Genomic DNA, 24,586 nt, shown 5'->3' with positions numbered 1-24,586 from the left:
ATCCAATCTTGCGGAGCAGCGCCGGGCCGAGGTCAGCGGACCAGGCCGAGCAGCTTCTCGACGTGGATGGTCAGCAGAACCCGCTGGTCGGTGACCATGGCCGCGCGGTACTCGGCCCAGTCGGGGTGCTCGCCCGACGCCCGCCGGTAGTAGTCGACGAGCGCCTCCACCGTCGCGTCGTCCGGCGCGGCCGCGGGAGGCGTCAGCTCCGCACGTCCCTCCACGACCGCGTAGCTCCAGCCGTCCTCGCTGCCCACGTGGTAGGTCACCCGCGGGTCGCGCCGCATGTTCCTGGTCTTCGCCCTGGTCTCGGTCACCGACGCGATGATCGTGCCCGCCTTCGCGTCGTAGAGGTGCGTGATCGTGGAGAGCTGGGGCCGCCCGTCGCGGCGGATCGTGGCCAGGACGCCGTGGCTGCGCGCGCCGATGAAGTCCTTCAACGCTGTGTCGTCCGTCATATCCCTTCCAACCCGCGGCCGCCGCCGTTGTTCCGGACCGCGGCCCCGCAGAAATGTGCTTGCATACGACAACTAAAGTGTGTTGCACCACAACCCGAGGTACTCCGCTTGCGTAACCACCACTGAAGGCACATCCTTGCCTGAGGCAACTAGTTGCAGCCGCCAACCAACGCCTTCGAAGGATCACCCATGGCACCGAACACCGCCACCGCCCGGCCCACGGCCGAACTCGACCTCGCCGACCAGCTCGGTCATGAGCTCGTCCGCCTGGTCCGCCTGATCAACAAGGCGAAATCGCAGGTGGCGAAGCAGGGGCCGGACGGCATCGAGCGGGCGGCCTACGCGATCCTCTTCACCCTCATCCACGAGGGCCCGCAGCGGACCAGCCGGCTCGCCGAGTCGCTCCACTCCGAGATCTCCACGATCAGCAGGCAGTCGAGCTCGCTCGTCCAGCACGGCCTGGTCGAGCGCCAGGCCGACCCGGAAGACGGGCGGGCCTGCCTCCTCGCGCCGACGGCCGAGGGCATGCGGGTGTTCGAAGAGAACCGCAAGCAGCGCAACCAGTGGCTGGCCGAAGTGCTCGGGGACTGGACCGAAGGGGAGATCCAGACCCTCAACCGGCTTTTCGGCCGGCTCAACACAGGTATCGAGAACCACTCTCCACAGCTGGCCGACGCGCAGCCGTCCGCCAGTGCACCGGCCAAGGGGGCCAACGCATGAGTTCCACCACAGAAGCACCGCTGCGACCCGAGGTGAAGGAACCACCCCGGTTGAGCCACCGCCAGATCGTCACGATCCTGAGCGGCCTGATGTGCGGCATGTTCCTCGCCGCACTGGACCAGACGATCGTGGGTACCTCGATCGTCAAGATCGCCAACGACCTGCACGGCTTCGACCTGCAGGCCTGGGCGACCACGGCGTACCTGATCACCTCGACGATCGTCACGCCGATCTACGGCAAGCTGTCCGACATCTACGGCCGCAAGCCGTTCTACCTGGCCGCGATCGGCATCTTCGTCGCCGGTTCGCTGGCTTCGGCCTTCGCACAGTCGATGTACCAGCTGGCCGCGTTCCGCGCGGTGCAGGGCCTCGGCGCCGGCGGCCTGATGTCGCTGGCCATGACGATCCTCGGCGACATCGTGCCGCCGCGTGAACGCGCGAAGTACCAGGGTTACATCCTCGCCGTGTTCGGCCTGTCCACCGTGCTGGGCCCGGTGCTCGGCGGCTTCTTCGCCGGCATCGACCACGCGGGCAGCATCTTCGGCTACGACATCCACGGCTGGCGCTGGGTCTTCCTGATCAACGTCCCGATCGGCATCCTCGCGCTGTTCGTCGTCGCCCGGGTGCTGAACGTGCCGCACGAGCGCCACGACCACAAGATCGACTGGTGGGGCGCGCTCGCTCTCGTCGTCGCCGTGGTGCCGTTCCTGATCGTCGCCGAGCAGGGCCAGAAGTGGGGCTGGGGCGACGGCAAGGCGATCCTCTGCTACGTCGTCGGCGCCATCGGCGTGGTCGCCTTCATCGCGATCGAACGCTGGATGAAGGACGCCGCGCTGATCCCGCTGCGGCTGTTCAAGAACTCGACGTTCACCGTGGCGATCATCGGCGGCATCATCGTCGGTGTCGCGATGTTCGGCGCGATCACGATGATCCCGCAGTTCCTGCAGGTCGTGCAGGGCAAGACGCCGACCGAGTCCGGGCTGCTGATGCTGCCCCTGATGGCGGGCATCATGCTCAGCTCGATCGTGTCCGGCCGGCTCACCGGGAAGACCGGGCGCTACAAGATCTTCCCGATCATCGGCACCGTTCTGATCGCCGCGGGCGCGTTCTTCTTCGCGCAGGTCGAGTACAACTCGCCGCTGTGGCACCCGCTGGTCGCGGCCGCCATCATCGGCCTCGGCCTCGGCCAGTGCATGCAGACGCTGATCATCGCGGTGCAGAACGCGGGCCCGCGCAGCGACATGGGCGTCTCGACCGCGTCGGCGACGTTCTTCCGCCAGATCGGTGGTACCGCGGGTGTCGCGATCTTCCTGACGGTCCTGTTCAACACCCTGATGCCCAACATCACGAAGGCGTTCGGCGGTCAGCTGCCCGCCGGTGCCGGGGCGAGCGTGGGCAACCTGTCCGAAAACACCAGCGTGATCCAGACGCTGCCGGAGCAGATCAAGACGCCGATCCTGATCGGCTTCACCGACTCGATCACCACGGTGTTCTACATCGCCGGCGCGGTGGCACTGCTGGCCACGCTGGTGCTGCTGTTCATGAAGGAGATCCCGCTGACCAACGCGGCCCCGGCCGCGGCGGCCATGGAGGGTGGCGAGGCGCTGCTCGAGGACGACCACGCGGACGCGCCGACCGAGATCGTCGAGCCGGTCAAGCTGAACGACCGCGAGCCGGCCCTGGTCGGCGGCGGCAAGCACGCGATGAACGGGAACGGGCACGGCGACTACCAGGCCGTCTCGGGCGCGCTGCCCATCACGAACTCCGTTTCGGACTCCGAGATCGACGTCCCCGTCAGCACCGGCGTGCCGGTGACCGGGCACGTCCGGCGTCAGGACGGCAGCCACGTGCCGGGTGCGGCCCTGACCCTGATCGACCAGCGCGGCCGCCAGGTCGCGCGGGCCACCGGGGCCGCGGACGGCAGCTACTCGGTGCCCAGCCAGGGCCCGGGCGCGTACGTGCTCATCGTGTCGGCCCACGGTCACCAGCCGCAGGCCTCCAGCGTCGTGATCAGCAACGGTCCTGCCACGGTCGACGTCACGCTCACCGGGTCCGGCGAGCTGACCGGCACCGTGCGGGCGGCCACGACCGGGCAGCCGCTGCCGAACGTGACCGTGACGCTGACCGACGGCCGGGGCGAGGTGAACGGCGCGTTCATCACGACCGCGGACGGCACCTACGCCTTCGTCGGGGTCGGCGCCGGGGCCTACACCCTGGTCGCCAGCGGGGCGGGCTACCGGCCCTTCGCGGTGACGCTGACCGTGCCGGACAGCGGCGTGCTGCGCCACGACGTCGAGCTCGCCAGCTCGGTGCTGCTGACCGGCACCGCGCGGACCGAGGGCGACCGGGTGGTGCCGGACGCGCGGATCACCGTGCTCGACGCCGAAGGCAACGTGGCCGCGGTCGCGCGGACCGACGGCGAAGGCCGGTACGTGGTCAGCGACCTGCCCGCGGGTGCGTACACCGTGGTCGCGAGCGGCTACCCGCCGGCGACCAGCCAGGTGGAGCTGACCGGCGGCGAGGCCGGCCACGACGTCCGGCTCAGCTACGACCAGGCCCTCGACGAGCTGGTCGACCGGTCATGACCGGCTTGCGCGCGACCTTCCGCACGGCCGAGGGCTGGGTGGTGGAGCACGCGGTGCTCACCGTCACCGACCCGGCCGGGCGGCAGGTCGCCCGCGAGGCGGCGGACGTCCGCGGCGAGGTCGTCACCGATGCGCTCGCGCCGGGCGTGTACACCGCTGTCGTCACCGCGGCCGGGTACACCCCGGTCGCGCGGACGACGCACATCGCCTCGGACGGCAGCGGCTCGCTCGGCGACGTCGTGCTGGTCCCGGTCGCCGAGGCGGTCGACCTGCCGCCCGCCGGGCCGTGGGTGATCGACCCGGTGCACTCGTCGGTCGTCGCGACCGCGCGGCACATGGGGATCGCGAGCATCAAGGCGCGGTTCCCGGACCTGTCCGGCCGGATCGAGATCGGCAGGCCCGCCGAACGGTCGTCGGTGCACGCCGAGATCAAGGCGGCGAGCGTCGAGACCGGCATCAAGATGCGCGACGACCACCTGCGCTCGCCGGACTTCCTCGACGTCGACGTGCACCCGGTGATCACGTTCACCAGCACGGGAATGCGGCAGCGCGGCGTCGACTCGTGGACGATGAGCGGCGAGCTGACGCTGCACGGCGAGCACCGGGAGATCGAGCTGGAACTCACCTACGGCGGCTGGGGCTCGGACCCGTGGGGTGGCGTGCGCGCCGCGTTCCACGCCGAGACGACCCTGCACCGCAACGACTTCGCGATCAACTACAGCGCGCTGGCCCGCGCCGGCGTCGCGGTGGTCGGCACGACGGTCAAGGTCGAGCTGGACATCGAAGCGGTGCAAGGCGAGTCCCTGCCGCAGTTCTGAGCCCCCCGTTCGCAGAGGCCCTCTCACCGCAGGTGAGGGGGCCTTTACGGTTCGTGAAAGCTGAAACTCCCGCCGGCCCGATTCGACCGTTCGCGGCGGATAGTTCACCTGGGCCACGTAGGCTCCGGGTGTGAACGTCGTGAGCATCGAGGCCGCGGGCGTCGGCGTGAGCTGGCTGGACACCGCCGGGCCGCTGCTCGTCTGGGTGATCGTGCTGAGCTTCGTGCTGGTCGAATGCGCGTTGATCATCGGGCTGTTCCTGCCCGGCGACTCGCTGCTGTTCGGGGCCGGCGTGGTGCTGGCGCAGCACGGTTCGGACGCGAACGCGTGGTTCCTGTCGGGGGCCGCGCTGATCGTCGCCGTCCTCGGCAACCAGATCGGCTACTACATCGGGCGCGGCAGCGGCACCAAGCTCATCGCGCGGCGCGACGGGAAGGTGCTGAACCGGCACAACCTCGAGCGCGCGCAGCGGTTCCTGGACCGCCGGGGCTTCTTCGCGATCGTGGCGGCCCGGTGGATCCCGTGGATCCGCACGCTCGCCCCGCTGTTCGCCGGCGCCGCCCGGATGGACCCGCGCCGGTTCCTGCTGGCCACGACGCTCGGCGGGCTGCTCTGGGTGCCGACGCTCGTGCTGCTGGGCTACTACGGCGCCGGATTGCTCGACGCGCTGCCGTGGGTGAAGACGGCCGCGCTGTGGCTCAGCATCGCGTTCTTCGTGTTCGGCACCGGGTACGGCGTGCTGCGCTACCGCCAGGAGATGCGCCGCCCGGTCGACGAGCGGGACGACGCGCGAGCCTGACTCCCCGGCTCAGAGCTGGGGGTCGGCCCAGATCTCGAGCTGGATGCCGTCGGGGTCGCGGAACACGATGACGCGCGAGCCTTCGAAGGTGCGCGACGGCGCGACCGGCAGGTAGGAGACGCCGAACTCGGCGAGCCTGCTCTCCCATTCGGCCAGCTCGGCGGCCGTGTGCACCCGGAACGCGACGTGGTCGAGCCCGGTCCGGCGTTCGTCGAACCCGCGCCTGCCGGTGTCCGCGTGCTGCACCAGCACCACCGAAAACTCGTCACCGGCGGACCGCAGCACGACCTTCCGCAGTCCCGTGTCCGGCTCTTCGCGCCGGGTGACCTCCTCGAGGTCGAGGACACGCACGTACCACGGCACGCTGCGGTCCACATCGGTCACGGTGAGCGCCAGATGGTGCACGGACATGAGTTTGGCCATGGCTTCCGAAGCCGTCCTTTCGTGTGGCGGCTTCCCAGAGTTGCACAGCGCCCGGCCGCCGAAACGGAGGTGACCAAGTTCCCCGTCCGATCGTGATCTCGTCGTCTCCGGCCGTCCCAGCACGCGGACAGAACCCACCGGTGGTCACCCCCCTCTCACGGATGGTGACCACCGGTGACTTCTACTGGCTGAGGGCCCGCAACCGGTCGAGGCGCCCCTCCTCGTGGATGCGCTGGGTCGTCACCCGGTCGGGGTAGCAGCGGGTGAACATGTTCGTGAAGTGCGTGCCGTAGTGGATGCGGTCGTCCCGGCCGTCCAATGGGCGGACGGTGGTGCTGAACGACGGCTCGTGGAAGTACGCGAGCGTGTAGCGCTCCCGCGTCGCGAGCCGGACCTTGTGCGGGGTCGACAGCAGCCTGCCGCCGGTGAGGAACTGGAGGATGTCGCCGGGGAAGACGGTGAACACCCGCGGCTCGGGTTCGACGAAGTGCCACGGCTCGTCGTCCTGGTACATCCCGGCGGTGCTCTCCTCCGGCAACCAGTTGCGGCGGCGGGGTTCCCCGGGCACCGGCGGCCGGATGAAGAGCCCGCCGACGTCGTCCTGCGCGGCGATCACGAGCAGGCCGTAGTCGGTGTGGGCGCCGATGCCGCGTTCGGTCGTCGCGGACCGGGCGGGGAACCGCAGCACGCGCAGGTGGTGCCAGCCGTCGCGGGTGAGCCGGGTCAGCCGGTCGATCTCCACCTCCAGCCCGAGCGCGACGAGCCGCAGGAGCTTCTCGCCTGCTTCGCCGACTTCGCGGAGGTAGGCACGCATCGCCGTCCGGTAGCCGTCGTCCGGCCACGGGACCGGCCCGTGGCACGGCCAGCCTTCGGTGACGCGGGTGTCGGTGAGCGGGACGTCCGGGCAGACCGTGAAGATCTCGGAGAAGTCGGCTTCGCCCGCGGTTACTTCTTCCCCGGAAGCGATGTAGCCGCTGTAGGTCAGGTCGCTGACGAATTTCGCCTTTTCCGGCACGGATTTGCCGAAGAATCGACGGCTTTCGGTAAGCGCTTCCTGAGTGATCCGCTCCTGCTCTGCCGTGGCGGCGACCTGGAAGATCCCGTCGGTCTCCCAGGTACGGACCAGCTGGCGGCCCAGAATTCGATCAACTGTCGTCCCGCTCACCGAATCAGGGAGCTCGAACGTACGCAACTCGGTCATTTCCCGTTCACCTTTCGCGCGGTTTGCCGAACGTGCACCACACGAATAGCAGGAATTGCCGGTTCAAAGGGATCAGCGGCCGCCGCCGACGTCGAGCACCGCGCCCGTCGTGAACGACGACGCCGGGGACAGCAGGAAGAGCACGGCTTCGGCGATTTCGGCGGGTTGCCCGGCGCGGCCCATCGGGATCTGCGGCGCGTACTTCGCCATCCGGTCCGGCAGGCCGGCGGCCGCGTGCAGGCCGGTGTGGATCATGCCCGGCCGGACGGCGTTGACCCGGATTCCCTCCGCCGCGACCTCTTGCGCGAGCCCGAAGGTCAGCGTGTCGACCGCCGCCTTCGACGCGGCGTAGTGCACCCACTCCCCGGCGGATCCGGTGCGCGCGGCGGTCGAGGAGATGTTGACGATGGCGCCGCCGTCGCCGCCGTGGCGGGTCGACATCCGGCGGACCGCCTCGCGGCAGCAGAGGAACACCCCGGTGACGTTCACGTCGAGGGTGCGCCGGACGACGTCGACCTCGTAGTCCTCGAGCCGGCCCGGGGTGTTGCCGACGGTCGCCGCGTTGTTGACCAAGCCGGTCACCGGGCCCAGCTCCGCCGCCGCGTCGAACAGCGCGCGGACGTCGTCTTCGCTGGAGACGTCCGCGCGGAAGGCCAGCGCCCGGCGACCTTGCGCGCGTAGGCGCTCGGCGACGGCTTCGGCGGGCGCGGGATCGCCGGAGAAGTTGACGACGACGTCGTGATCGCGTCCGGCGGCCAGCTCGCAGATCGCCGCGCCGATCCCGCGGCTGCCGCCCGTGACGATGAGGGTCAAATCGCGAAGTTCGCCAGCGGCAGGTTCTCCAGCACCAGGTCCGCCCGGTCCCGCGTCTGCGAGATCAGGTCGGCGTTGCGCTGGTCCGAGCCGAGGGCGCGCTGCCGGGCCTCGACCAGGGAACGGCCGTAACGGCGGTGGCGCGACACCAGGCGTTCGATCCGCTCGGGCTCGTCCGGCGCGAGGAACCAGGCCTCGGTGAGCAGCGGCCGGATCCCGCTCCACGGGTCGTCCGGGAGCAGCAGGTAGTTGCCCTCGGTGATGACCAGCTGGACCTCCGGCGGCACCGGGACCGCGCCGGCGATCGGCTCCTCGATCTCGCGGCGGAACTCCGGCGCGTACACCGTTTCGCGGCCCTCGGCGAGCCGGCGGATCAGGTGGTAGTACCCCGCCGCGTCGAACGTGTCCGGGGCGCCCTTGCGCTCGGTGCGCCCGAGGCGGCGCAGCTCGACCTGCGCGAGGTGGAAGCCGTCCATGCCGACCACCGCGGCGCGCGAGCCGAGTGCACTGGCCAGCGCCCAGGCGAGGGTGGTCTTGCCGGACGCGGGTGCGCCCACGATGCCGAGCACGTTGCGCTGCCCGCGCACGGTCAGGCCCTCGGCCCGGGCCAGCAGGTCGTCGAACGCCGTCATGTCCTGTTCCTTCCTGCGATCGCGGTCGTCCACGACCGCGGTCCCACATGCCGCACCCGTTCGGCGGCCACCTCGTTGGCGAAGCGGATCCGGTCCGTCACCGTCCGTTCGCGTGTCACGGCCACGGCGAGCGCGCCGTGCCAGACGTCGCCCGCCCCTAGTGTGTCCCGCGCCGCGACCGCGGGAACAGCCACCTCACCCGAGCCGCCGTCCGCAGTGGACCAGCGCACCGGGCCGGGCCCGGCGGTGGTGATCACGGTGCCGACGCCACGCTCGTGGAGGCCGGGCTCCGGCGCCGTGAAGTGCGCGGAGCAGGCGGCCACGTCGACCAGCGGGAGGAGGTCGTCGAGCACGGGTTTCCAGCTCCCGGCGTCGAGCACGACCGGGATGTCCCCGGCCGCCCGGGCGACGGAGAGCGCGAGACCGGGGTGGTGGCCGTCGACGAGCACCACGTCCGCGTCGACCGTGCCGTTCCAAGTGGCTTCGGAACCCGCCGCGTTGCGCGAGACGACCGTGCGCTCGCCGTCGCGGTCGCGGACCGCCACCGCGCTGACCGGGGGTGGATCGGAGCCTTCGGGGGCCAGGTCGACGACCCGGACCCCGTGCGCTTCGAGGTCGGCGCGGGCGAGCGCCGCCAGCGGGTGTGCACCGAGGACGGTCAGCAGGGTCGCCTCGGCGCCGAGCGCGGCCGCCGTCACCGCGGCGTTCGTCGCGGGCCCACCGGCCGCGACGTCCACCTGCAGCGACTGCACCTTCTCGCCCGGCGCCGGAAGCTCGTCGACCCGCTGGACGACGTCCACGGTGCACAAGCCCGCCAGCAGCACTCTCACTTCAAACCGGCCACGTGCGTCGCGGCGGCCGCCTCTTCCACTTCGCCGTTCTCGTTGAGCCGCAGGGCACCGGTGAGCAGGCCGACGACCTGGTTCATCGAGTGCGTCTTCGGCGAGACGACCGCGACGCGCTTGCCGAGGCGGTGCACGTGGATGCGGTCGGCGATGTCGAACACGTGCGGCATGTTGTGGCTGATCAGCACCACCGGCAGGCCGCGGTCGCGGATCCGGCCGATCAGGTCGAGCACCTTGCCGGACTCGGCGACGCCGAGCGCGGCGGTGGGCTCGTCCATGATCACGGCCTTGGTGCCGAACGCGGCCGCGCGGGCCACCGCGACACCCTGGCGCTGACCACCGGAGAGCGTCTCGACGGGCTGGCTGATCGACTTGATGTTGATGCCCAGCTCGTCGAGGATCCGCTGCGCCTCGGACCGCATGGTGGCGGTGTCGAGCTTGCGGAACAGCCCGAGCGGCCCCTTGAGCCGCTTTTCCCGGCCGAGGAACATGTTCGACGCGATGTCGAGCGCGGGTGCGACGGCGAGGTCCTGGTACACCGTCTCGATCCCGTAGTGCCGAGCATCCAAAGGGGACTTGAAGTGGACGGTCTTGCCGTCCACTTTGATCTCGCCTTCGTCCGGGATCACCGCCCCGGAAAGGGTTTTGATGAGCGACGACTTCCCGGCGCCGTTGTCGCCGACCACGGCGAGCACCTCGCCGGGCAGCAGGTCGAAGTCGGCGCCGTCGATGGCGGTGACCCGGCCGTAGCGTTTCACCAGCCCACGGGCTTGCAGGATCGGTTCGGTCATGACTGCTGCTGCCTCCTCGCGATCCGGTCCACCACGACGGCGGCGATGAGCAGGGCGCCGGTGGCGAGGTCCTGGTAGTTGCCGTCGACGTTCATCTGCGTCAGCCCCGACCGCAGCACCGCCACGACCAGCGCGCCCATCAGCGTCCCGAGCACCGAGCCGCGGCCGCCGAAGAGGCTCGTCCCGCCGAGGACGACGGCGGTGATCGAGTCGAGGTTGCCGAGCTGGAACTGGTTCGGGTCGGCGTTCGGCGTCCGGCCGAGCGCCTGCCAGGCCGCGATGCCGAAGGTCAGCCCGGCCACGATGTACACCGAAAGCACCGTGCGGTTGACCTTGATGCCGGACAGCCGCGCGGACTCCGGCGCGTTGCCGACCGCGTAGACGTGCTTGCCCCACGCGGTTTTCGTCAGCGCGTACCAGACGCCGAGGTACATCAGCAGCGCCAGCGTCATGCCGTAGGTGATCGGGATGCCGCCGAAGAGGTAGCGCTTGGTGCCGAGCCACTGCAGCAGCCCGTCGGTCACCGGCACGGCCTGGCCGCCGGCGATCAGCTTCGACACCGCGGTGAGCATGGTGAACGTGCCGAGCGTGATGATGAACGCCGGCAGCTTGATCCGTGTCGCGAGACCGCCGATGAAGATGCCCACGATGATCGTCAGCACCACCCCGGCGAGCAGCGCCACGAAGCCGTTCGTGCCCGCCGCGGCGAGTTTCGCCATGATCAGCGTCGCGACGACCATCGACGCGGCGTTCGACAGGTCGATGCCCGCGATGAGGATGACGAGCGTCTGGCCCAGCGCGAGCGTCCCGACGACGAGGGACTGCTGGACGACCGTCGAGAGGTTGTCGAGGTCGAAGAACGTGTCCGTGGCCAGCGAGAACACCACGATCGCGACGATCAGCGCGAGCGCCGGGCCGACCGCGGGGGCGCGGAGGAGGAAGTCGCCGAGGGACTCACGGTCTTTTGTGTCCCTTGTGGACACTGTCGCGGTCGTCACTTCGTGCCTCCCCAGCAGTTCTGCAGGCCCCAGGCGGTGTCGTGGCTCTCGATGCCCGGCAGGGGCTTGTCGGTGATCACGGCGGACCCGGTGTTGACGAACCCGCTCGGCTTCTTGCCGGTCTTGGCGTACTCGACGGCGGCGAGCACCCCCTGTTCGGCCATCTTCTTGGGGAACTGCATGACGGTCGCCGCGTAGAGGCCGTCCTTGACGTTCTGGACGCCTTCGCAGCCGCCGTCGATCGAGCCCATGACGATCTGCCCGGTGAGCCCGCGCGCCTTGAGCGCCGCGTACGCGCCGCGGCCCATCGGCTCGTTCATCGAGTAGACGGCGTTGATGTCGGTGCTGCGCTGCAGCAGGTTCTCCATGCCCTGCTGGGCGAGGCTCTGGTCGCCGTTGGCCGCGGTGTGGCCCTTGATCTCCGGCGAGCCGTCGGTCAGCCCGATGCCCTTGAGGAACCCGGTGTGCCGTTGCGTGTCGACCGAGCTGCCGGCCGTGCCGTCGACCATGAGCAGCTTGGGCGGGACGCCCTTGAGCGCGGCCTTGACGTAGGCGCCCTGCTGCTCGCCGGCCGCGAAGTTGTCGGTGGCGAAGGTGGCGTCGACGGCGTCCGGCGGGTCGGTGGCGGTGTCGAGGGCGATGACCAGGACCCCGGCGTCGCGGGCGTCCTTGATCGCCTTGAGCACGCCGGTGGACGAGCTGGGCGTGATCAGGATGGTGTTCGCGCCCTGCTGACGGAGGTTTTCGATGGCGCGGACCTGGCCGTCGTTGTCGCCGTCGAACTGGCCGGCGAGCGCGCTGAAGTCGGCGCCGTTGGCCTGCGCGGCCGCTCTTGCGGAGTTGCGGAGTTCCACGAAGTAGGGGTTGGTGTCGGTTTTGGTGACCAGGCCGACCTTCGCCTTGCCGCTCCCGCCCGTGTTGGTGTTGCCGCCCCAATGCCGTTCGACCGTGCAGCCGGTCGTCGCGGCGAGGACGGCGGCCAGCACGACTGCGGTGAGACTTCGCTGTCTCATGGTTCCTGTCCTTTTGTGGGTCCGAGGCTTGCCGATGGTCGGGAAGGTAGACAGACTGCTCCGTGCACGCAAGCGTTTGCGCAAACGCTTGCCGGAAAGGATGGGTATGCCCCAGTCGAGATCATCGCGGCCGACCCAGCGGGACATCGCCGAACTCGCCGGCGTGTCGATCACGACCGTCTCGCACGTCGTGAACGGGACCCGCGCGGTCGCGGAGGACACGAAAGCGGCCGTCCTGCGGGCGATCGAGGCGACCGGCTACACCGGCGACGCGATCGCGCGATCGCTGGTCACGGGCGGGACGCGGTCGATCGGGATGGCGATCTCGCTGGTGGCGAACCCGTACTTCGCGGTGCTGATGCAGGCGATCGAGCGGGAGGCGTCGGCGCACGGGTACACCGTCCTGCTCGCCGACACGCACGACACCGCGGACACGGAGCGTGACACGGTACGCGCGCTGCGCTCCCGCCGTGTCGACGGCCTGCTCATCACCCCGGCGCCCGGCGACGGGCCGGTGATCGGCGAGCTGGTGTCGCTGGACGTGCCGACGGTCCTGATCGACCGGCTGTCCACCCGCACCGACGTCGACCAGGTCGGCTCGGAGAACATCCAGGCGACGTCGGCGCTGACCGCGCACCTGGCGACGCTCGGGCACCGGCGGATCGGGATGATCAGCGGCGCGCCCGGGCTGTCGACGAGCGAGGAGCGCGTGCTGGGCTACCGGCTGGGGCTGGGCCGGTCCGGGCTCACGTGGTCGTCCGAGCTCGTGGCCTGCGGAAACTCTTCGCGCGAGGGCGGCGCGCTGGCGTTGAGCACGCTGCTGGCGCTGCCGGAGCCGCCGTCGGCGCTGGTGGTCGGCAACGACAGCATGATGGTCGGGGTGCTGCACGAGGCGCGCCGGCGCGGGCTGCGGATCGGGCGAGACCTGCCGGTCGTGGTCTACGACGACGTCGAGTGGGCGGACCTGGTCGACCCGCCGCTGACGACGATGGCGCAGCCGATCGAGGAGATCGGGCGCCAGGCGGTGCGGCTGCTGCTGGCCCGGATCAACGACCCGGCACGCAAGGCCGAAACCGTACGGCTCGCACCCACTCTGCGTCACCGTGAGTCGTGCGGCTGCCCGCCGGTTCACTCACTTCAGTGAATCTGGGTTCCTGATACCCCCGCGGGGCCCTTCAGCGGATACCGTTCCGCTGAGCGTCTGCGAGGGCTTATGACCGCACTTTCGCCGGACCTCCGGTTGTGGGACCCCCCGGTCACCTACCGGATCGGCGTCGCGATGGGTGTGCAAGCGAACCCCTACTCCGGCGAGCTGCTGCGCGCGATCCGCGGCGCCGCGGCGCAGGCGGGATGCGACGTCGTGCTGGCCGAAACCGAGAACACCGCAGGCGAAGAAGCCGCGGTGGTGCGCGCTCTGCGCGCGGACCTGGTGGACGGCGTGCTGCTGGTTCCGGCGACCGGCGACGAAGCGGTGATCAACGGCCTGGTCCGGATGGGCGTGCCGACGGTGCTGGTGGACCGGCTGGCCGCGCGCAACGACGTCGACCAGGTCGGCACGGAGAACGTGCACGCGGTGGCGTCGCTGGTTCGCCATCTGACGTCCCGCCGCCACCGGAAGATCGGCCTGGTTTCGGGCGACGAGAGCATGGAGGTCAGCCGCGAGCGCGTCCGCGGCTACCGGCTGGGGCTGGAGCAGGCGGGCCTGCGGTTCAACCGCGAGCTGGTGGAGTGCGGGCTGTCGACCCCGGGCGGCGCGGCCCGGGCGACGGCCAAGCTCCTGGACGGCTGGCCCTCCCCGACGGCGCTGGTCGTCGCGGACGAGTCGATGCTGGTGGGCGTCCAGTACGAGGCCCACCGCCGCGGCATCAAGATCGGGTCGGAGCTGGCGGTGGTCGGCTACGGCGACATGGACTGGGCCCGCCGCGTGAGCCCGGCGGTGACGACGCTGGCCCAGCCGGTGGCGGACATCGGACGTCGCGCGGTGCAGCTGCTGACGTCCCGCATGGCGGACCCGGACCGCCCCCCGGAGTCGGTGCTCCTGACGCCCCGCTTGCTGCACGGCGCCTCCTGCGGCTGCTGACCGGTTTCTGTCAGACCCCCTCGGTACCTTGGGACATCGGGGGGTCTTCAGCGCCTTCTACGGGGACAGCGTCGCGGCGGCTTCGAGGAGCATCCAGCCGCCCACCTGGACCGACAGGTCCCGTTCCGGTGCGTCGTCCGGGAGGGGCGGTGCAGGCGCCGGACGGTCCCAGAACGCGCTGAACAACGGGCCCTCCGGCGTAGAGGCGGCGCCTGACCAGCAGGCGTCCGCCGACGTCAGCACCAGCGTCCGGGCTGTCGCCGCTTCCGGGCCCGGCAGCGCACGAGCCGCCAAGGCCAGGTACCGCGCCAGGATCGCCGCGAACAACCCGCCGTCGCCGCCGCCCTGGCCGCGGATCACGCCACCCGGTGCGCAATGCTCCGCGACCGCCCGCACCGTCCGAGCCGCATTGTCCATTTCGGACAATTCGAGGCACGCACCGAGGTAGACACCTTGGCAGTACGTGTAAATGTGCTTCACCAGCTCGCCCGTAGAGGCCCGGATGCCGTCCCAGACCAAGCCGGACGCCGGATCGACCAAAGTGGACGACAGCCAGTCCGTCATCGCCCGGGCCCGCGGCAGGTTCCCCGACCGGGCGTGGAAGATCGCCGCCGGGCCGTTGGCCGGGGCGTTCTTGAAGTCGTCCCCGCGGCGCCACCAGATCCCGCCGCCCGCCGCCGGCGTCCAACCCGACAGGAGCTGCGCGTCGATCGCCGCCAGTGCCGGGCCCACGTCGATGCCCCACGACGAAACCCGTTGCAGCGCAAGGCCGAGCCACGCGATGTCGTCGTAGTAGTCGTTGGTCCAGCGCCCGAAGTTGCGCAACCGCACCGAACGCACGAAACCGCGGATCAGAGCCAAGCGCGCGGGCGAAGGTGCGCGCAGCTGGGCGTCGGCCAAGGTGTCCAGCAGGTGCGCCTGCCACCAGTAGTTCCAGTGCCAGTGCACCCGCTGGCCGGTCGAAGCCGGCCAGCCGCTGCGGCCCAGGAGCGTGCCGGGCAGGGCCCACACCCGGCGCAGGTGGCGCGCGGTCACCGCGCGTTCGGCAGCCGAGACGTCCATGGTGCGATCCTGCCTTGCCCACCGACATACCGCTCGGTATGTTGAGGGTCCCGACGGCCTGCGAGGTGCCCATGACCACAGCACACGTCACCTGCCCGCTGTGCGAAGCCACCTGCGGCCTCGAGGTCACCCTCGACGAGAACCAGCAGGTCACGCGCGTGAAAGGCGACGAGCAGGACGTCTTCTCGAAGGGCTACATCTGCCCGAAGGGCGCGTCGCTCGGCGCACTGCACCACGACCCCGACCGGCTGACCGCGCCGTTGCTCAAGCGCGACGGCGAATTCGTCGAAGTCAGCTGGCAGGAGGCGTACGACGAGATCGCCCGGCGGCTTCCGCCGATCCTCGAGGAGCACGGCCGGGACGCCGTCGCCGTCTACGCGGGCAACCCCGGAGTGCACAACATCGCGCTGACGCTCTACGGCGGCCCGCTCTACAAAGCGTTGGGCACCAAGAACTTCTACAGCGCGTCGTCCGTCGACCAGATGCCGAAGCACTACTCCGCCGGCACCATGTTCGGCGACCCGCTCGCCATCCCCGTGCCCGACCTCGACCGGACGAAGCACCTGCTGATCCTCGGCGCCAACCCGCTCGTCTCGAACGGCAGCCTGATGACGGCGCCGGACATCCGCGGACGGCTGCGCGGGATCCGCGACCGCGGCGGCAAGATCGTCGTCGTCGATCCGCGCCGCACGCGTACCGCCCAGTTCGCCGACGAGCACCACGCCATCCGCCCGGGCACCGACGCGCTGCTGCTGTTCGCACTGGTCAACGTCCTGTTCGCGGAGAACCGGGTCCAGCCGAAGAGGCTCACCGAACACCTCAACGGCCTCGACGACGTCCGCGCGCTGGCCGAGCCGTTCACGCCGGAAGCCGTCGCGCCACGCACCGGCATCGACGCCGCCGGGATCCGCCGGATGGCCCGGGAACTGGCCGACGCCGAAAACGCCGTGGTCTACGGCCGGATCGGCACCACGACGCAGACCTTCGGCACCATCGCGAGCTGGCTGGTCGACGTCCTCAACGTGCTCACCGGCCACCTCGACGCGCCGGGCGGCGCGATGTTCCCGCTGGCCGCGTGCCGGCCCACCGGGAACCGGCGGCCGTTCGCCGTCGGGCGCTGGCGCAGCCGCGTGCGCGGCTACCCCGAGGTCCTCGGCGAACTGCCGGTCGCGACGCTCGCCGACGAGATCGAAACCCCCGGCGAGGGCCAGGTCCGCGCGCTGGTCACCGTCAGCGGCAACCCCTGCCTGAGCACGCCGAACGCCGGCCGCCTGGCCGCGGCGCTGGAAACCCTCGACTTCATGATCTCGGTCGACGTCTACCTGAACGAGACGTCGCGGCACGCCGACGTCATCCTGCCCGGCCCGTCGCCGCTCGAGCGCCCGCACTTCGACCTGGCCTTCTACCAGCTGTCGGTCCGCAACATCGCCAACTGGACACCGGCCACGCTGCCGTCCGAGCTACCGCAGGAGTGGGAGACCATGCTCCGGCTCACCGGCATCGTCACCGGTCAGGGCCCGGAAGCCGACGTCGCGGCGCTCGACGATTTCGTCGCCGCGGAGACCGCGCGCCGCAGCGGGCTCGACGTCGCCGTCGCCGGGGACCGCACCGGCCCCGCGCGCCTGGTCGACCTGCTGCTGCGCGCGGGACCCTACGACGTCACGCTGGCCGACCTCGAAGCGGCGCCGCACGGGATGGACTTCGGGCCGCTGAAGCCGCGGATCCCGGAGGTGCTGTGCACCGCGTCCGGCCGGATCGAATTGGCGCCCGGACCGGTCGTCGCGGACGTTCCGCGATTGACGGAAGAACTGGCGAAAACCGCGGAAGACGGCCTCGTGCTGATCGGGCGGCGGCACCTGAGTTCGAACAACTCGTGGATGCACAACCTCGCACCGCTGATCCGCGGCGGCAACCGGTGCACGGTGCAGGTCCACCCCGCCGACGCGACGCGCCTGGGACTCACCGACGGCGGCCTGGCGTCGGTGACGTCCCGCGCCGGAAAACTGCAGGTCCCGGTGGAGGTGACCGACGAGGTCCGGCCGGGCGTCGTCAGCATTCCGCACGGTTGGGGCCACGACGTCGACGGCTCGCGGACGCGGGTGGCCCGCGCGAACCCCGGCGTCAATTCGAACCTCGTAGCCGACGAGACACTTCTGGACGTTCCGTCCGGAACGTCGGTGTTGAACGGGATTCCGGTCGAAGTCGCTCCGGCCTGAGTCTTGACAGGGGCGCGGAGCTGACGCATTCTCGGCTCGGATGTTGACGTAAACATCGATCTTCCCTCGCGCCCCCTCGGACATCGGAGTTCGTATGAAGCGCTCTGGTACTCGTATTTGGCTACGCGCCGCGATGGCCGCCGTACTCGCTGTTCCCCTGCTCGCGGTCCCGCAGAGCGCCTCCGCCGCCACCAACGCGTTCCGGGGCGTCAACTGGGCGGACGCCCGCGACAACTACGTGGACGGCTGGGTGATCCCGACCGGCCTCACCGCCGGGGACAGCTACGCGAGCGTCCGCAGCAAGGCCGACGGCATCATCAGCGGCTTCCAGGACAAGCTGGGCGCGAACACCGTGCGGCTGCCGATCAACCCGCAGAGCGTCAACTCGGACTGGTGGGGGCGGTACAAGGGCGCCGCCGACTCGGCGCTGGCCCACGGCATGAAGGTCATCTTCGGCTACTGGGAAGCGAACAAGGACGGCTTCGTCGACGACACGTCCGCGTGGAACACCATGTGGGACAAGGTGACCGCCGACTACGGCGGCAACGGCAACGTCTACTTCGAACCGATGAACGAGCCGTTCGGCTACAGCCTGAACGACTGGGTTTCGCTCTGCTCGTCGTGGCTGTCCCGGCACTCGAACATCCCCCGCGGCCGGGTCGTGGTCAGCGGCACCGGCTACAACGACAACGTCACCGGCGTCGGCGCGGCGAGCGCGTTGGACGGCACGCTGCTTTCGCTGCACTTCTACGGCTACTGGGCCTCGGACACGACGCGCTCGGCGTGGACGACCAACCTCAGCAACCGGCTCGGGTCGTACTCCTCGCGCACGATCATCGACGAAGCCGGCGCCCCGATGACGACCGGGTTGAACTACTCCGCGGGGCACCAGGACGGCAACAACTTCACCGCGTACTTCGCGGCCACCACCGACCTGGCGCGGTCGCGGCAGATGGGCGTCGTCTACTGGCCCGGCCTGCGGTCCGGCGACACGTACTCGATCACGCGGCAGAGCGGCAGCGGCCTCGAGATCAACAACGCGACGGGCGTGGCGCAGCTGCGCTGGGGCTGGGGCATGTAGCGGCTACCAGGCGCGGCCGAGATCGGCGTGCTGCCGGATCCAGGCGTGCATGACGATCCCGGCCGCGACCCCCGCGTTGATCGAGCGGGTTGTGCCGAACTGGGCGATCGACACCACCAGCGACGCGGCTTCCTGCGCCTGCGGGGAAAGCCCCGGCCCTTCCTGGCCGAACAGCAGCACGCACTCGCGCGGGATCTCGGCCGTCTCGACCGGCCGGGACCCGGGCGTGTTGTCCACCGCGACGACGGCGAGGCCGCGCTCGGCCGCGAAGGCGACCAAGGTCTCGACGTCGTCGTGGTGGCGAAGGTGCTGGTAGCGGTCGGTCACCATGGCGCCGCGCCGGTTCCACCGACGGCGGCCGACGATGTGCACCTCGGCGGCGGCGAACGCGTTGGCCGTGCGGACCACGGTGCCGATGTTGTGGTCGTGCTGGAAGTTCTCGATCGCGACGTGGAACGGGTGCCGCCGGCTGTCCACATCGGACACGATGGCCTCGCGGCGCCAGTAGCGGTAGGCGTCGACGACGTTGCGCCGGTCGCCTTCCCGCAGCAGCTCCGGGTCGTACCGCTCGTCCGAAGGCCACTCACCGGCCCAAGGACCGACGCCGACCTCTTCGCGGCTCACCCACTCCGTGGGGCCGGGCACTGTGTTCACCCGTGGATTGTCGCCTAGCCGAGGTGAACCGGACGCGCGTGGGTTTCCTGGGCGTCGTGACGGTGGCGCCAGCGGTGGTACACGCCGACGTAGGAGTAGGCGACGAGCACGATCGCGATGATGCCGATGGCCGGCAGCCACGAGTGCGGGAACACGGTGCCGTAGAGGTAGTAGGAGTTGAACCCGCCGGGCAGGTCACCGAGGCCCTGCTGGTGGCGGAAGTAGTTCTCCAGCCCGGTGAGCGGGCACGGCACGGGCGTCACGTTGACGAGGACACCCCAGGCCGCGGCGAAGATGTGGATGAAGATCAGCTTCGGCCAGCGCCAGGCGAGAAAGCCGCCCAAGCCGATGAGCACGAGGGCCAGAATGTGCACCGCGACGGTCACGTCGGCCAGGAACTTCGCCATCCGCACCCCCTCCACCGATCCCCCCACCAGCGACTTTACTCCGCTGATGGGGTTCGGCCGCCCCTGAGAGTGCCCCGCCGTGTGATTTTTAACCCAGCGGAGCAACCTGTTCACCTGGGCGGTGACGGAGGCGTCACACCGGGTGGAAATTCCGGCGGGCGCTTGCCGGGGTACTGGGTGGGTTCCTCGTGCGGGTACTGATCCGGGGCCCCGTCCGGCTTCTTCCGGTGGGGGAAGGTCGGCTGGTGCCCGGGCCGGTCCGGCGGCTCGTCGGGCGTCGACGGCTCGTCCATGCCTTCGACGGTACGCCGGAACAGCGGCACTGGGCGTTCGCCTTCGGCCGAACGCTCAGTTCAGGCCGAGGTCGTCCTTGCCGAGGACGTACCGGTACTCCAGGCCTTCCTTCTCGATGGCCTCGCGCGCCCCGGTGTCGCGGTCGACGACCGTGACGACGCCGACCACGTTCGCGCCCGCTTCGCGCAGGGCCTCGACCGCGGTCAGCACGCTGCCGCCCGTGGTGGAGGTGTCCTCGACCGCCAGCACGCGCTGGCCGCGGACCTCCATGCCCTCGATGCGCCGCTGCATGCCGTGTTCCTTGACCGCCTTGCGGACCACGAACGCGTCCAGGACCACGCCGTCGGACGCCGCCGAGTGCAGCATCGCCAGCGCTACCGGGTCGGCGCCGAGGGTCAGGCCGCCCGCGGCGACGTAGTTCCAGTCCGCCGTCAGCTGGCGCAGCAGCTTGCCGATCAGGGGCGCGGCCGCGTGGTGCAGGGTCGCCCGCCGGAGGTCGATGTAGTAGTCGGCTTCCTTGCCGGATGCCAGGGTCACTTTTCCGTGCACCACGGAAAGATCGGTGACCAGCCTGGCCAGTTCGAGTTTCGCCGCTTGATCCAACCCGGGGTTCGCCACGGCGGTGAGTCTTACACACTAGCCCGCTCACTCACCGATGGATGTGGCGTCGACCGCACGCCCGCGCGTCGCCGCCCAGGCCGGGACCAGAATCGCCACGAGCGAGAGCACCACGGCGATCGCGAGCACGGTGAGGTAGATCGTCACCGGCCCCGACGGCAGCGGCGACCCCGTCACCACGAGGCAGAACGGCACGATCGCGCCCGCCGCCACCAGCGTGCCGAGCAGCACCGCGATCGCCGCGATCAGCCCGCCTTCGATGCCGGCCATGCGCAGTACCTGGCCGCGGGTGAACCCGCTCAGGCGCTGCAGCCCGAACTCGCGGCGCCGCCGGGCCGTGGCCATCACCAGCGTGTTCGCCACCGAGATCACCGTGTACGCGATGATCATGCCGACCAGCAGGTAGTTGACCCACGCGCCGATCTCGTCGCCCTTCGCGTGCGCCGCGATCAGCGTGTCGCGATCACCGACGAACACCGGCAACCCGGCTGTCGCGTCGCGAAGACGCGAAGTCAGCGAGGCCGTGTCGACGCCGGGAGCCGCGCGGACCAGCAGCTGCGGAGCGAGCCCGAGCGTCGTGTGCGGGGCCAGCAGCCCGGCGGGCAGCACGAGCCGTTCGAACCCGGGGCGCTGGCTCACGACGGCCGCTACCCGCACCTCCACCGGCGTGCTGTCGCCGAGCCGCAGCGACAGCGTGTCGCCGACGTTGCGGCCGAGCTTCGCGGGCACCTCGACGGCGTTCCCGGTCAGCTCGCTGACGCCGAGCGCGGGCCAGCCGTCCTTGTCCTGGTTGGAGTCGAACGGCCGCTCGACGAACACCGTGCTCGTGACGTACTCCGAGGCACCCGCGACCCCCGGAACGGCGGAAACCCGCTCCCGCACCGAGGGATCGAGCCCGGACGGCCCGGCGACGACCGCGTCCGCGCGCAGGTCCTCGGTGTACGCCTGGTTCGAGACGGCTTCCTGGGTGGTCTGCAGGTAGATGTTGGCCGTCGCGATGCCGACGGCGAGCATGATCGGGGTGACCGCGCCGGCCGTCCGCACCGCGCCGACGCGGGTGTTGCGCAGCGCGACCCGGCCGTTGACGCCGGTGACCGCCTGGACCGGCCACCGCAGCAGTGACGCCGTCAGCTTCGTGACGCCCGGGCTGATCGCCGCCAGGCCGAACGCCCACAGCATCACCGCCGGGCCCGCCGTGCTGGCCGCGACCGGGCCGGTCATCACGGCGACCGTGACGACGGCCAGCGCCGTCCCGCCCGCGAAGCACAGGACCGCGGTGATCACCCGGATCGGCGTCAGCCAGCGCCGCTCGACGGCGGCTTCGGCGAGCGCCTCGGTCGGGCGGACCTTCGACGCCCGCCGTCCCGCCACGAACGAAGCCGCCACGACCGCCAGCAGGGACGCGCCCGCGGCGACCGTCGCCGGGAGCCAGCCCTGCTCGAACCGCAGCACGTCGGGCACGACCTGGTGAGCCGCGAGCTGGCCGAACAGCCAGTTCCCGAGCACCGGACCCAAGACGACCGCGACGCCGACGGCGAGCAGCCCGACGACGAGCGCCTCGCCGAGCACCATCCGCCGCAGCTGGCGCGGGCTCGTGCCGATCGCGCGCAGCAGCGCGAGTTCGCGCTGACGCTGCTGGGTCGACAACGTGAGCGTGCCCGCGACGACGAACACCATCACCATCGCCGACAGCCCGCCCGACACCGCGGCCAGCACGATCAGGTCCTCGCCGCTCTTGCCGACCTCGGGAAACTCCAGGGCACCGCGGTCGACGCCGGTCGTCACGACCCCGGCGTCCCCGACGGCCGCCGACACCGCGGCGACGTCGCCGCCGAAGACGCCGATGGTGTCGAAGCGACCCGGGTGGCCGGACAGCCGTGAAGCATCCGGCGCCGCGAAGAACAGCGCCGAGTCCCGCATGGCCTGCGGTGCTTCGGCGATCCCCGAGACGCGGTACTGGCCGATGCCACCGTGCGCCGCGACGGGCACTGTGGTGCCGACGGAGATCCCCAGCCCGGCGTCGACGACGACCTCGCCGGGCTTCGGGGCCTGACCGCTGAGCGAGTACGGCGTCAGGACCGCGGAATCCCAGGCGTGCCCCAGCGCGCTCGCGGAGCCGATCTGCGCCGGGAAGCTGACCTCGCCGACGACTTGGGTGACGCCGGGGACCGCGCGCAGCCGGTCGGCCAGCGCCGCGTCGGGCCGGACGCGCTCGGCCAGGGTCGCGTTCTCGAACTTGTGCTTGTCCTCGGGGTCGAGGGTGGCCGGGTCGTCCTCCGGCAGCTTGAGCGTCTGCTGGCCGCCGACGACGATCGGCGCCGCCGCCAGCCGCTGCACCGGCGTCTCGGACCGGATGCCGGTCTCCATCAGGCCACCGCACGCCGAAACGATCAGCGCGCCGAAGAACACGGCGACGAACGTCGCCAGGAAGCCGCCTTTGCGCAGGCGGAGCGTGCGCAGCGCGAGGGAGAACATCAGACGCCGACCGCCATCCGGTCCCAGGCGCCCAGGTGGGTCATCCGCTCGGCGACGGCCTCCGCGGTCGGCCGGGCCAGCCGGCCGGCGATCCGGCCGTCGGCCAGGAACACGACGTCTTCGGCGTAGGACGCGGCGACCGGGTCGTGCGTCACCATGATCACCGTCTGGCCCGACGACCGGACGGACTCGCGCAGCAGGCCGAGGACGTCGGCGGCGGTGCGGGTGTCGAGTGCGCCGGTCGGCTCGTCGGCGAACAGCACGGCCGGGTCCGTGACCAGGGCCCGCGCGATCGCGACGCGCTGCTGCTGGCCGCCGGACAGCTGCCCGGGCAGGTGCTTGCGGCGCCCGTCGAGGCCGACGTGCGCGAGGATCCGCGCCACGAGCCGCTTGTCCGGGCGCTTCCCGGCCAGCTGCAGCGGCAGCACGACGTTCTGCTCGACCGTCAGCGCCGGCAGCAGGTTGAACGCCTGGAACACGAACCCGACGCGGTCGCGCCGCAGCTTCGTCAGGTACGTCTCGTTCTTGCCGTCGAGGTCCTGGCCGTCGAGCACGACGCGGCCCGACGTCGGCCGGTCGAGACCGGCCGCGCAGTGCAGGAACGTGCTCTTGCCCGAGCCGGACGGCCCCATCACCGCGGTGAAGCCGCCGCGCGGGAACGAGATCGAAACCCCGTCCAGCGCGACCACTCCGCCGTACTCCTTGCGCACGGCCTCGAGCCGAACCGCCTCAGTCGTCATGGGAACAACGCTAGGCAGCCGCGGCCGCCGGCACATTGAGGAGCACATCCGTTTTCATGGTGAGGAAAACCCCACCTTTCAGGTGCGGCCTTTGCCGCCGAAGCCGCCACTGATCCGGCGCAGCACCGCGCGCGGCAGCAGGCCGCCGATCGCGACGACGGCCTTGTACTGGAGGCTCGGCACGGAGATCACCTTGCCGCGGCGGAGATCCGCGAGCGCCTCGCCGACCACCTGTTCGACACCCAGCCAGGCGATTTTCGGGCCGGGTTTGCCGATGCCGGCCCGCTCGTGGAACTCGGTCGCCGTGAAACCGGGGCAGAGCGCCATCATCCGGACACCCTTCGGCAGCGACGCGGCGATGCCTTCGGTGAACGACGTGACCCAGTTCTTGCTCGCCGTGTACGTCGAGCCGCGGCCGCTGAAGAAGCCCGCCACGCTGCTGACCTGGATGATTTCGCCGTGACCGCGCTCGATCATGCCGGGCAGCACGGCCCGGGTGAGCCGCAGAACGGCGGTGACGTTGACGTCGAGCTGGCGCTGCAGCGCGTCCGGCGGGATGGTCCAGAAATCGCCGTTCAACCCGAACCCGGCGTTGTTCACGAGCAGGTCGACCGGGCCGGCGGCGAGCCGCTCCTCGACGGCGGCTCGTCCGTCCACTTCGGACAAATCGGCGGGCAGCACCTCGACCGCGACGCCGTGCTTTTCGCGCAGCTCAGCGGCATACGCCTCCAGTCGCGCGGTATCGCGGGCGACGAGCACCAGATCGTATTTCTCGGCGGCGAGCGCGCGTGCGAACTGCGCGCCGATACCCGCGGTGGCTCCGGTGATGAGAGCGGTGGTGGTCATGTGGGTGAACCATACCC

The 24,586-nt window shown here is 70.7% G+C and carries 24 protein-coding genes; 8 read left to right on the top strand and 16 right to left on the bottom strand.

Annotated elements, in window-relative coordinates:
- Window positions 1-32 precede the first annotated feature (32 nt).
- Window positions 33-458 (bottom strand): PPOX class F420-dependent oxidoreductase, encoded by a 426-nt coding sequence (locus CF165_RS03725; RefSeq protein WP_093945995.1) that lies wholly within the window; start codon window positions 456-458, stop codon window positions 33-35.
- A 189-nt stretch (window positions 459-647) separates the two neighbouring features.
- On the opposite strand from CF165_RS03725, the gene CF165_RS03720 reads away from it, so the two are divergent.
- The 4 genes from CF165_RS03720 (at window position 648) to CF165_RS03705 (ending at window position 5,380) form a co-directional block, all read left to right on the top strand.
- Complete coding sequence (locus CF165_RS03720) at window positions 648-1,178, top strand: MarR family winged helix-turn-helix transcriptional regulator (protein ID WP_093945994.1); 531 nt, start codon at window positions 648-650, stop codon at window positions 1,176-1,178.
- On the top strand, window positions 1,175-3,763 hold the full coding sequence (locus tag CF165_RS03715) for an MFS transporter (protein WP_093945993.1): 2,589 nt from the start codon (window positions 1,175-1,177) through the stop codon (window positions 3,761-3,763). Before CF165_RS03720 ends, CF165_RS03715 begins: the two co-directional genes overlap by 4 nt.
- Window positions 3,760-4,581 (top strand): YceI family protein, encoded by an 822-nt coding sequence (locus tag CF165_RS03710; protein ID WP_093945992.1) that lies wholly within the window; start codon window positions 3,760-3,762, stop codon window positions 4,579-4,581. Before CF165_RS03715 ends, CF165_RS03710 begins: the two co-directional genes overlap by 4 nt.
- A gap of 130 nt (window positions 4,582-4,711) precedes the next feature.
- Window positions 4,712-5,380, top strand: a complete 669-nt coding sequence (locus CF165_RS03705; protein ID WP_093945991.1) for a DedA family protein — start codon at window positions 4,712-4,714, stop codon at window positions 5,378-5,380.
- A gap of 9 nt (window positions 5,381-5,389) precedes the next feature.
- On the opposite strand, the gene CF165_RS03700 is transcribed toward CF165_RS03705, so the two are convergent.
- From CF165_RS03700 to CF165_RS03665, 8 genes are all read right to left on the bottom strand, one after another.
- Complete coding sequence (locus tag CF165_RS03700; protein ID WP_020642322.1) at window positions 5,390-5,803, bottom strand: VOC family protein; 414 nt, start codon at window positions 5,801-5,803, stop codon at window positions 5,390-5,392.
- 181 nt (window positions 5,804-5,984) lie between these two features.
- The gene (locus tag CF165_RS03695; protein WP_167441344.1) at window positions 5,985-7,004 is read right to left on the bottom strand and encodes an isopenicillin N synthase family dioxygenase; all 1,020 of its coding nucleotides are present in this window, start codon (window positions 7,002-7,004) and stop codon (window positions 5,985-5,987) included.
- Between the two features lie 72 nt (window positions 7,005-7,076).
- Window positions 7,077-7,817 carry an SDR family oxidoreductase gene (locus CF165_RS03690; protein WP_093945990.1) on the bottom strand — a complete coding sequence of 247 codons (741 nt, stop codon included), beginning with the start codon at window positions 7,815-7,817 and terminating at the stop codon, window positions 7,077-7,079.
- Entirely contained in the window at window positions 7,814-8,449 is a 636-nt protein-coding gene (locus tag CF165_RS03685) for a nucleoside/nucleotide kinase family protein (protein WP_093945989.1), read from the bottom strand. Before CF165_RS03685 ends, CF165_RS03690 begins: the two co-directional genes overlap by 4 nt.
- On the bottom strand, window positions 8,446-9,273 hold the full coding sequence (locus CF165_RS03680; RefSeq protein ID WP_093945988.1) for a PfkB family carbohydrate kinase: 828 nt from the start codon (window positions 9,271-9,273) through the stop codon (window positions 8,446-8,448). Before CF165_RS03680 ends, CF165_RS03685 begins: the two co-directional genes overlap by 4 nt.
- Window positions 9,274-9,275: 2 nt before the next feature.
- Entirely contained in the window at window positions 9,276-10,085 is an 810-nt protein-coding gene (locus CF165_RS03675) for an ATP-binding cassette domain-containing protein (protein ID WP_013230844.1), read from the bottom strand.
- Window positions 10,082-11,083 (bottom strand): ABC transporter permease, encoded by a 1,002-nt coding sequence (locus tag CF165_RS03670; protein WP_093945987.1) that lies wholly within the window; start codon window positions 11,081-11,083, stop codon window positions 10,082-10,084. The genes CF165_RS03675 and CF165_RS03670 overlap by 4 nt, the downstream gene beginning before the upstream one ends.
- Window positions 11,080-12,096, bottom strand: coding sequence for a substrate-binding domain-containing protein (locus CF165_RS03665; protein ID WP_093945986.1), 1,017 nt, complete (start codon window positions 12,094-12,096; stop codon window positions 11,080-11,082). The genes CF165_RS03670 and CF165_RS03665 overlap by 4 nt, the downstream gene beginning before the upstream one ends.
- A 106-nt stretch (window positions 12,097-12,202) precedes the next feature.
- On the opposite strand from CF165_RS03665, the gene CF165_RS03660 reads away from it, so the two are divergent.
- Together CF165_RS03660 and CF165_RS03655 are read left to right on the top strand one after the other, a co-directional pair.
- The gene (locus tag CF165_RS03660) at window positions 12,203-13,240 is read left to right on the top strand and encodes a LacI family DNA-binding transcriptional regulator (protein ID WP_093945985.1); all 1,038 of its coding nucleotides are present in this window, start codon (window positions 12,203-12,205) and stop codon (window positions 13,238-13,240) included.
- Window positions 13,241-13,309: 69 nt separating this feature from the next.
- Window positions 13,310-14,176 carry a LacI family DNA-binding transcriptional regulator gene (locus CF165_RS03655; RefSeq protein WP_093945984.1) on the top strand — a complete coding sequence of 289 codons (867 nt, stop codon included), beginning with the start codon at window positions 13,310-13,312 and terminating at the stop codon, window positions 14,174-14,176.
- A gap of 57 nt (window positions 14,177-14,233) precedes the next feature.
- Here CF165_RS03655 and CF165_RS03650 read toward each other — a convergent pair whose 3' ends face one another.
- On the bottom strand, window positions 14,234-15,238 hold the full coding sequence (locus tag CF165_RS03650; protein ID WP_093945983.1) for a glycoside hydrolase family 76 protein: 1,005 nt from the start codon (window positions 15,236-15,238) through the stop codon (window positions 14,234-14,236).
- A gap of 71 nt (window positions 15,239-15,309) precedes the next feature.
- On the opposite strand from CF165_RS03650, the gene CF165_RS03645 reads away from it, so the two are divergent.
- Together CF165_RS03645 and CF165_RS03640 are read left to right on the top strand one after the other, a co-directional pair.
- Complete coding sequence (locus tag CF165_RS03645) at window positions 15,310-17,454, top strand: molybdopterin-dependent oxidoreductase (protein WP_167441342.1); 2,145 nt, start codon at window positions 15,310-15,312, stop codon at window positions 17,452-17,454.
- Between the two features lie 133 nt (window positions 17,455-17,587).
- Window positions 17,588-18,535, top strand: a complete 948-nt coding sequence (locus CF165_RS03640) for a cellulase family glycosylhydrolase (protein WP_240521439.1) — start codon at window positions 17,588-17,590, stop codon at window positions 18,533-18,535.
- 3 nt (window positions 18,536-18,538) lie between these two features.
- Here the strand turns inward: CF165_RS03640 and CF165_RS03635 are convergent, their stop codons facing one another.
- The 6 genes from CF165_RS03635 to CF165_RS03605 all read right to left on the bottom strand — a co-directional run bounded on the left by CF165_RS03635 (window position 18,539) and on the right by CF165_RS03605 (window position 24,569).
- Entirely contained in the window at window positions 18,539-19,189 is a 651-nt protein-coding gene (locus tag CF165_RS03635) for a TrmH family RNA methyltransferase (protein ID WP_093945981.1), read from the bottom strand.
- A 14-nt stretch (window positions 19,190-19,203) separates the two neighbouring features.
- Entirely contained in the window at window positions 19,204-19,596 is a 393-nt protein-coding gene (locus CF165_RS03630; protein WP_093945980.1) for a DUF2784 domain-containing protein, read from the bottom strand.
- A gap of 348 nt (window positions 19,597-19,944) precedes the next feature.
- On the bottom strand, window positions 19,945-20,508 hold the full coding sequence (gene pyrE, locus CF165_RS03620; RefSeq protein WP_093945978.1) for an orotate phosphoribosyltransferase: 564 nt from the start codon (window positions 20,506-20,508) through the stop codon (window positions 19,945-19,947).
- 27 nt (window positions 20,509-20,535) lie between these two features.
- Window positions 20,536-22,983 (bottom strand): FtsX-like permease family protein, encoded by a 2,448-nt coding sequence (locus tag CF165_RS03615; RefSeq protein ID WP_093945977.1) that lies wholly within the window; start codon window positions 22,981-22,983, stop codon window positions 20,536-20,538.
- Window positions 22,983-23,723, bottom strand: a complete 741-nt coding sequence (locus CF165_RS03610; RefSeq protein WP_167441341.1) for an ABC transporter ATP-binding protein — start codon at window positions 23,721-23,723, stop codon at window positions 22,983-22,985. The genes CF165_RS03615 and CF165_RS03610 overlap by 1 nt, the downstream gene beginning before the upstream one ends.
- Before the next feature lie 78 nt (window positions 23,724-23,801).
- Window positions 23,802-24,569, bottom strand: coding sequence for an SDR family NAD(P)-dependent oxidoreductase (locus tag CF165_RS03605; protein WP_093945976.1), 768 nt, complete (start codon window positions 24,567-24,569; stop codon window positions 23,802-23,804).
- Window positions 24,570-24,586: the final 17 nt, after the last annotated feature.

The sequence above is a fragment of the Amycolatopsis vastitatis genome (genome assembly GCF_002234595.1).
In the GTDB taxonomy this organism is placed as follows: Bacteria; Actinomycetota; Actinomycetes; order Mycobacteriales; family Pseudonocardiaceae; genus Amycolatopsis; species Amycolatopsis vastitatis.
Note: the sequence above shows the minus strand (reverse complement) of the source record. Positions and strands in the feature narration are given on the sequence as shown.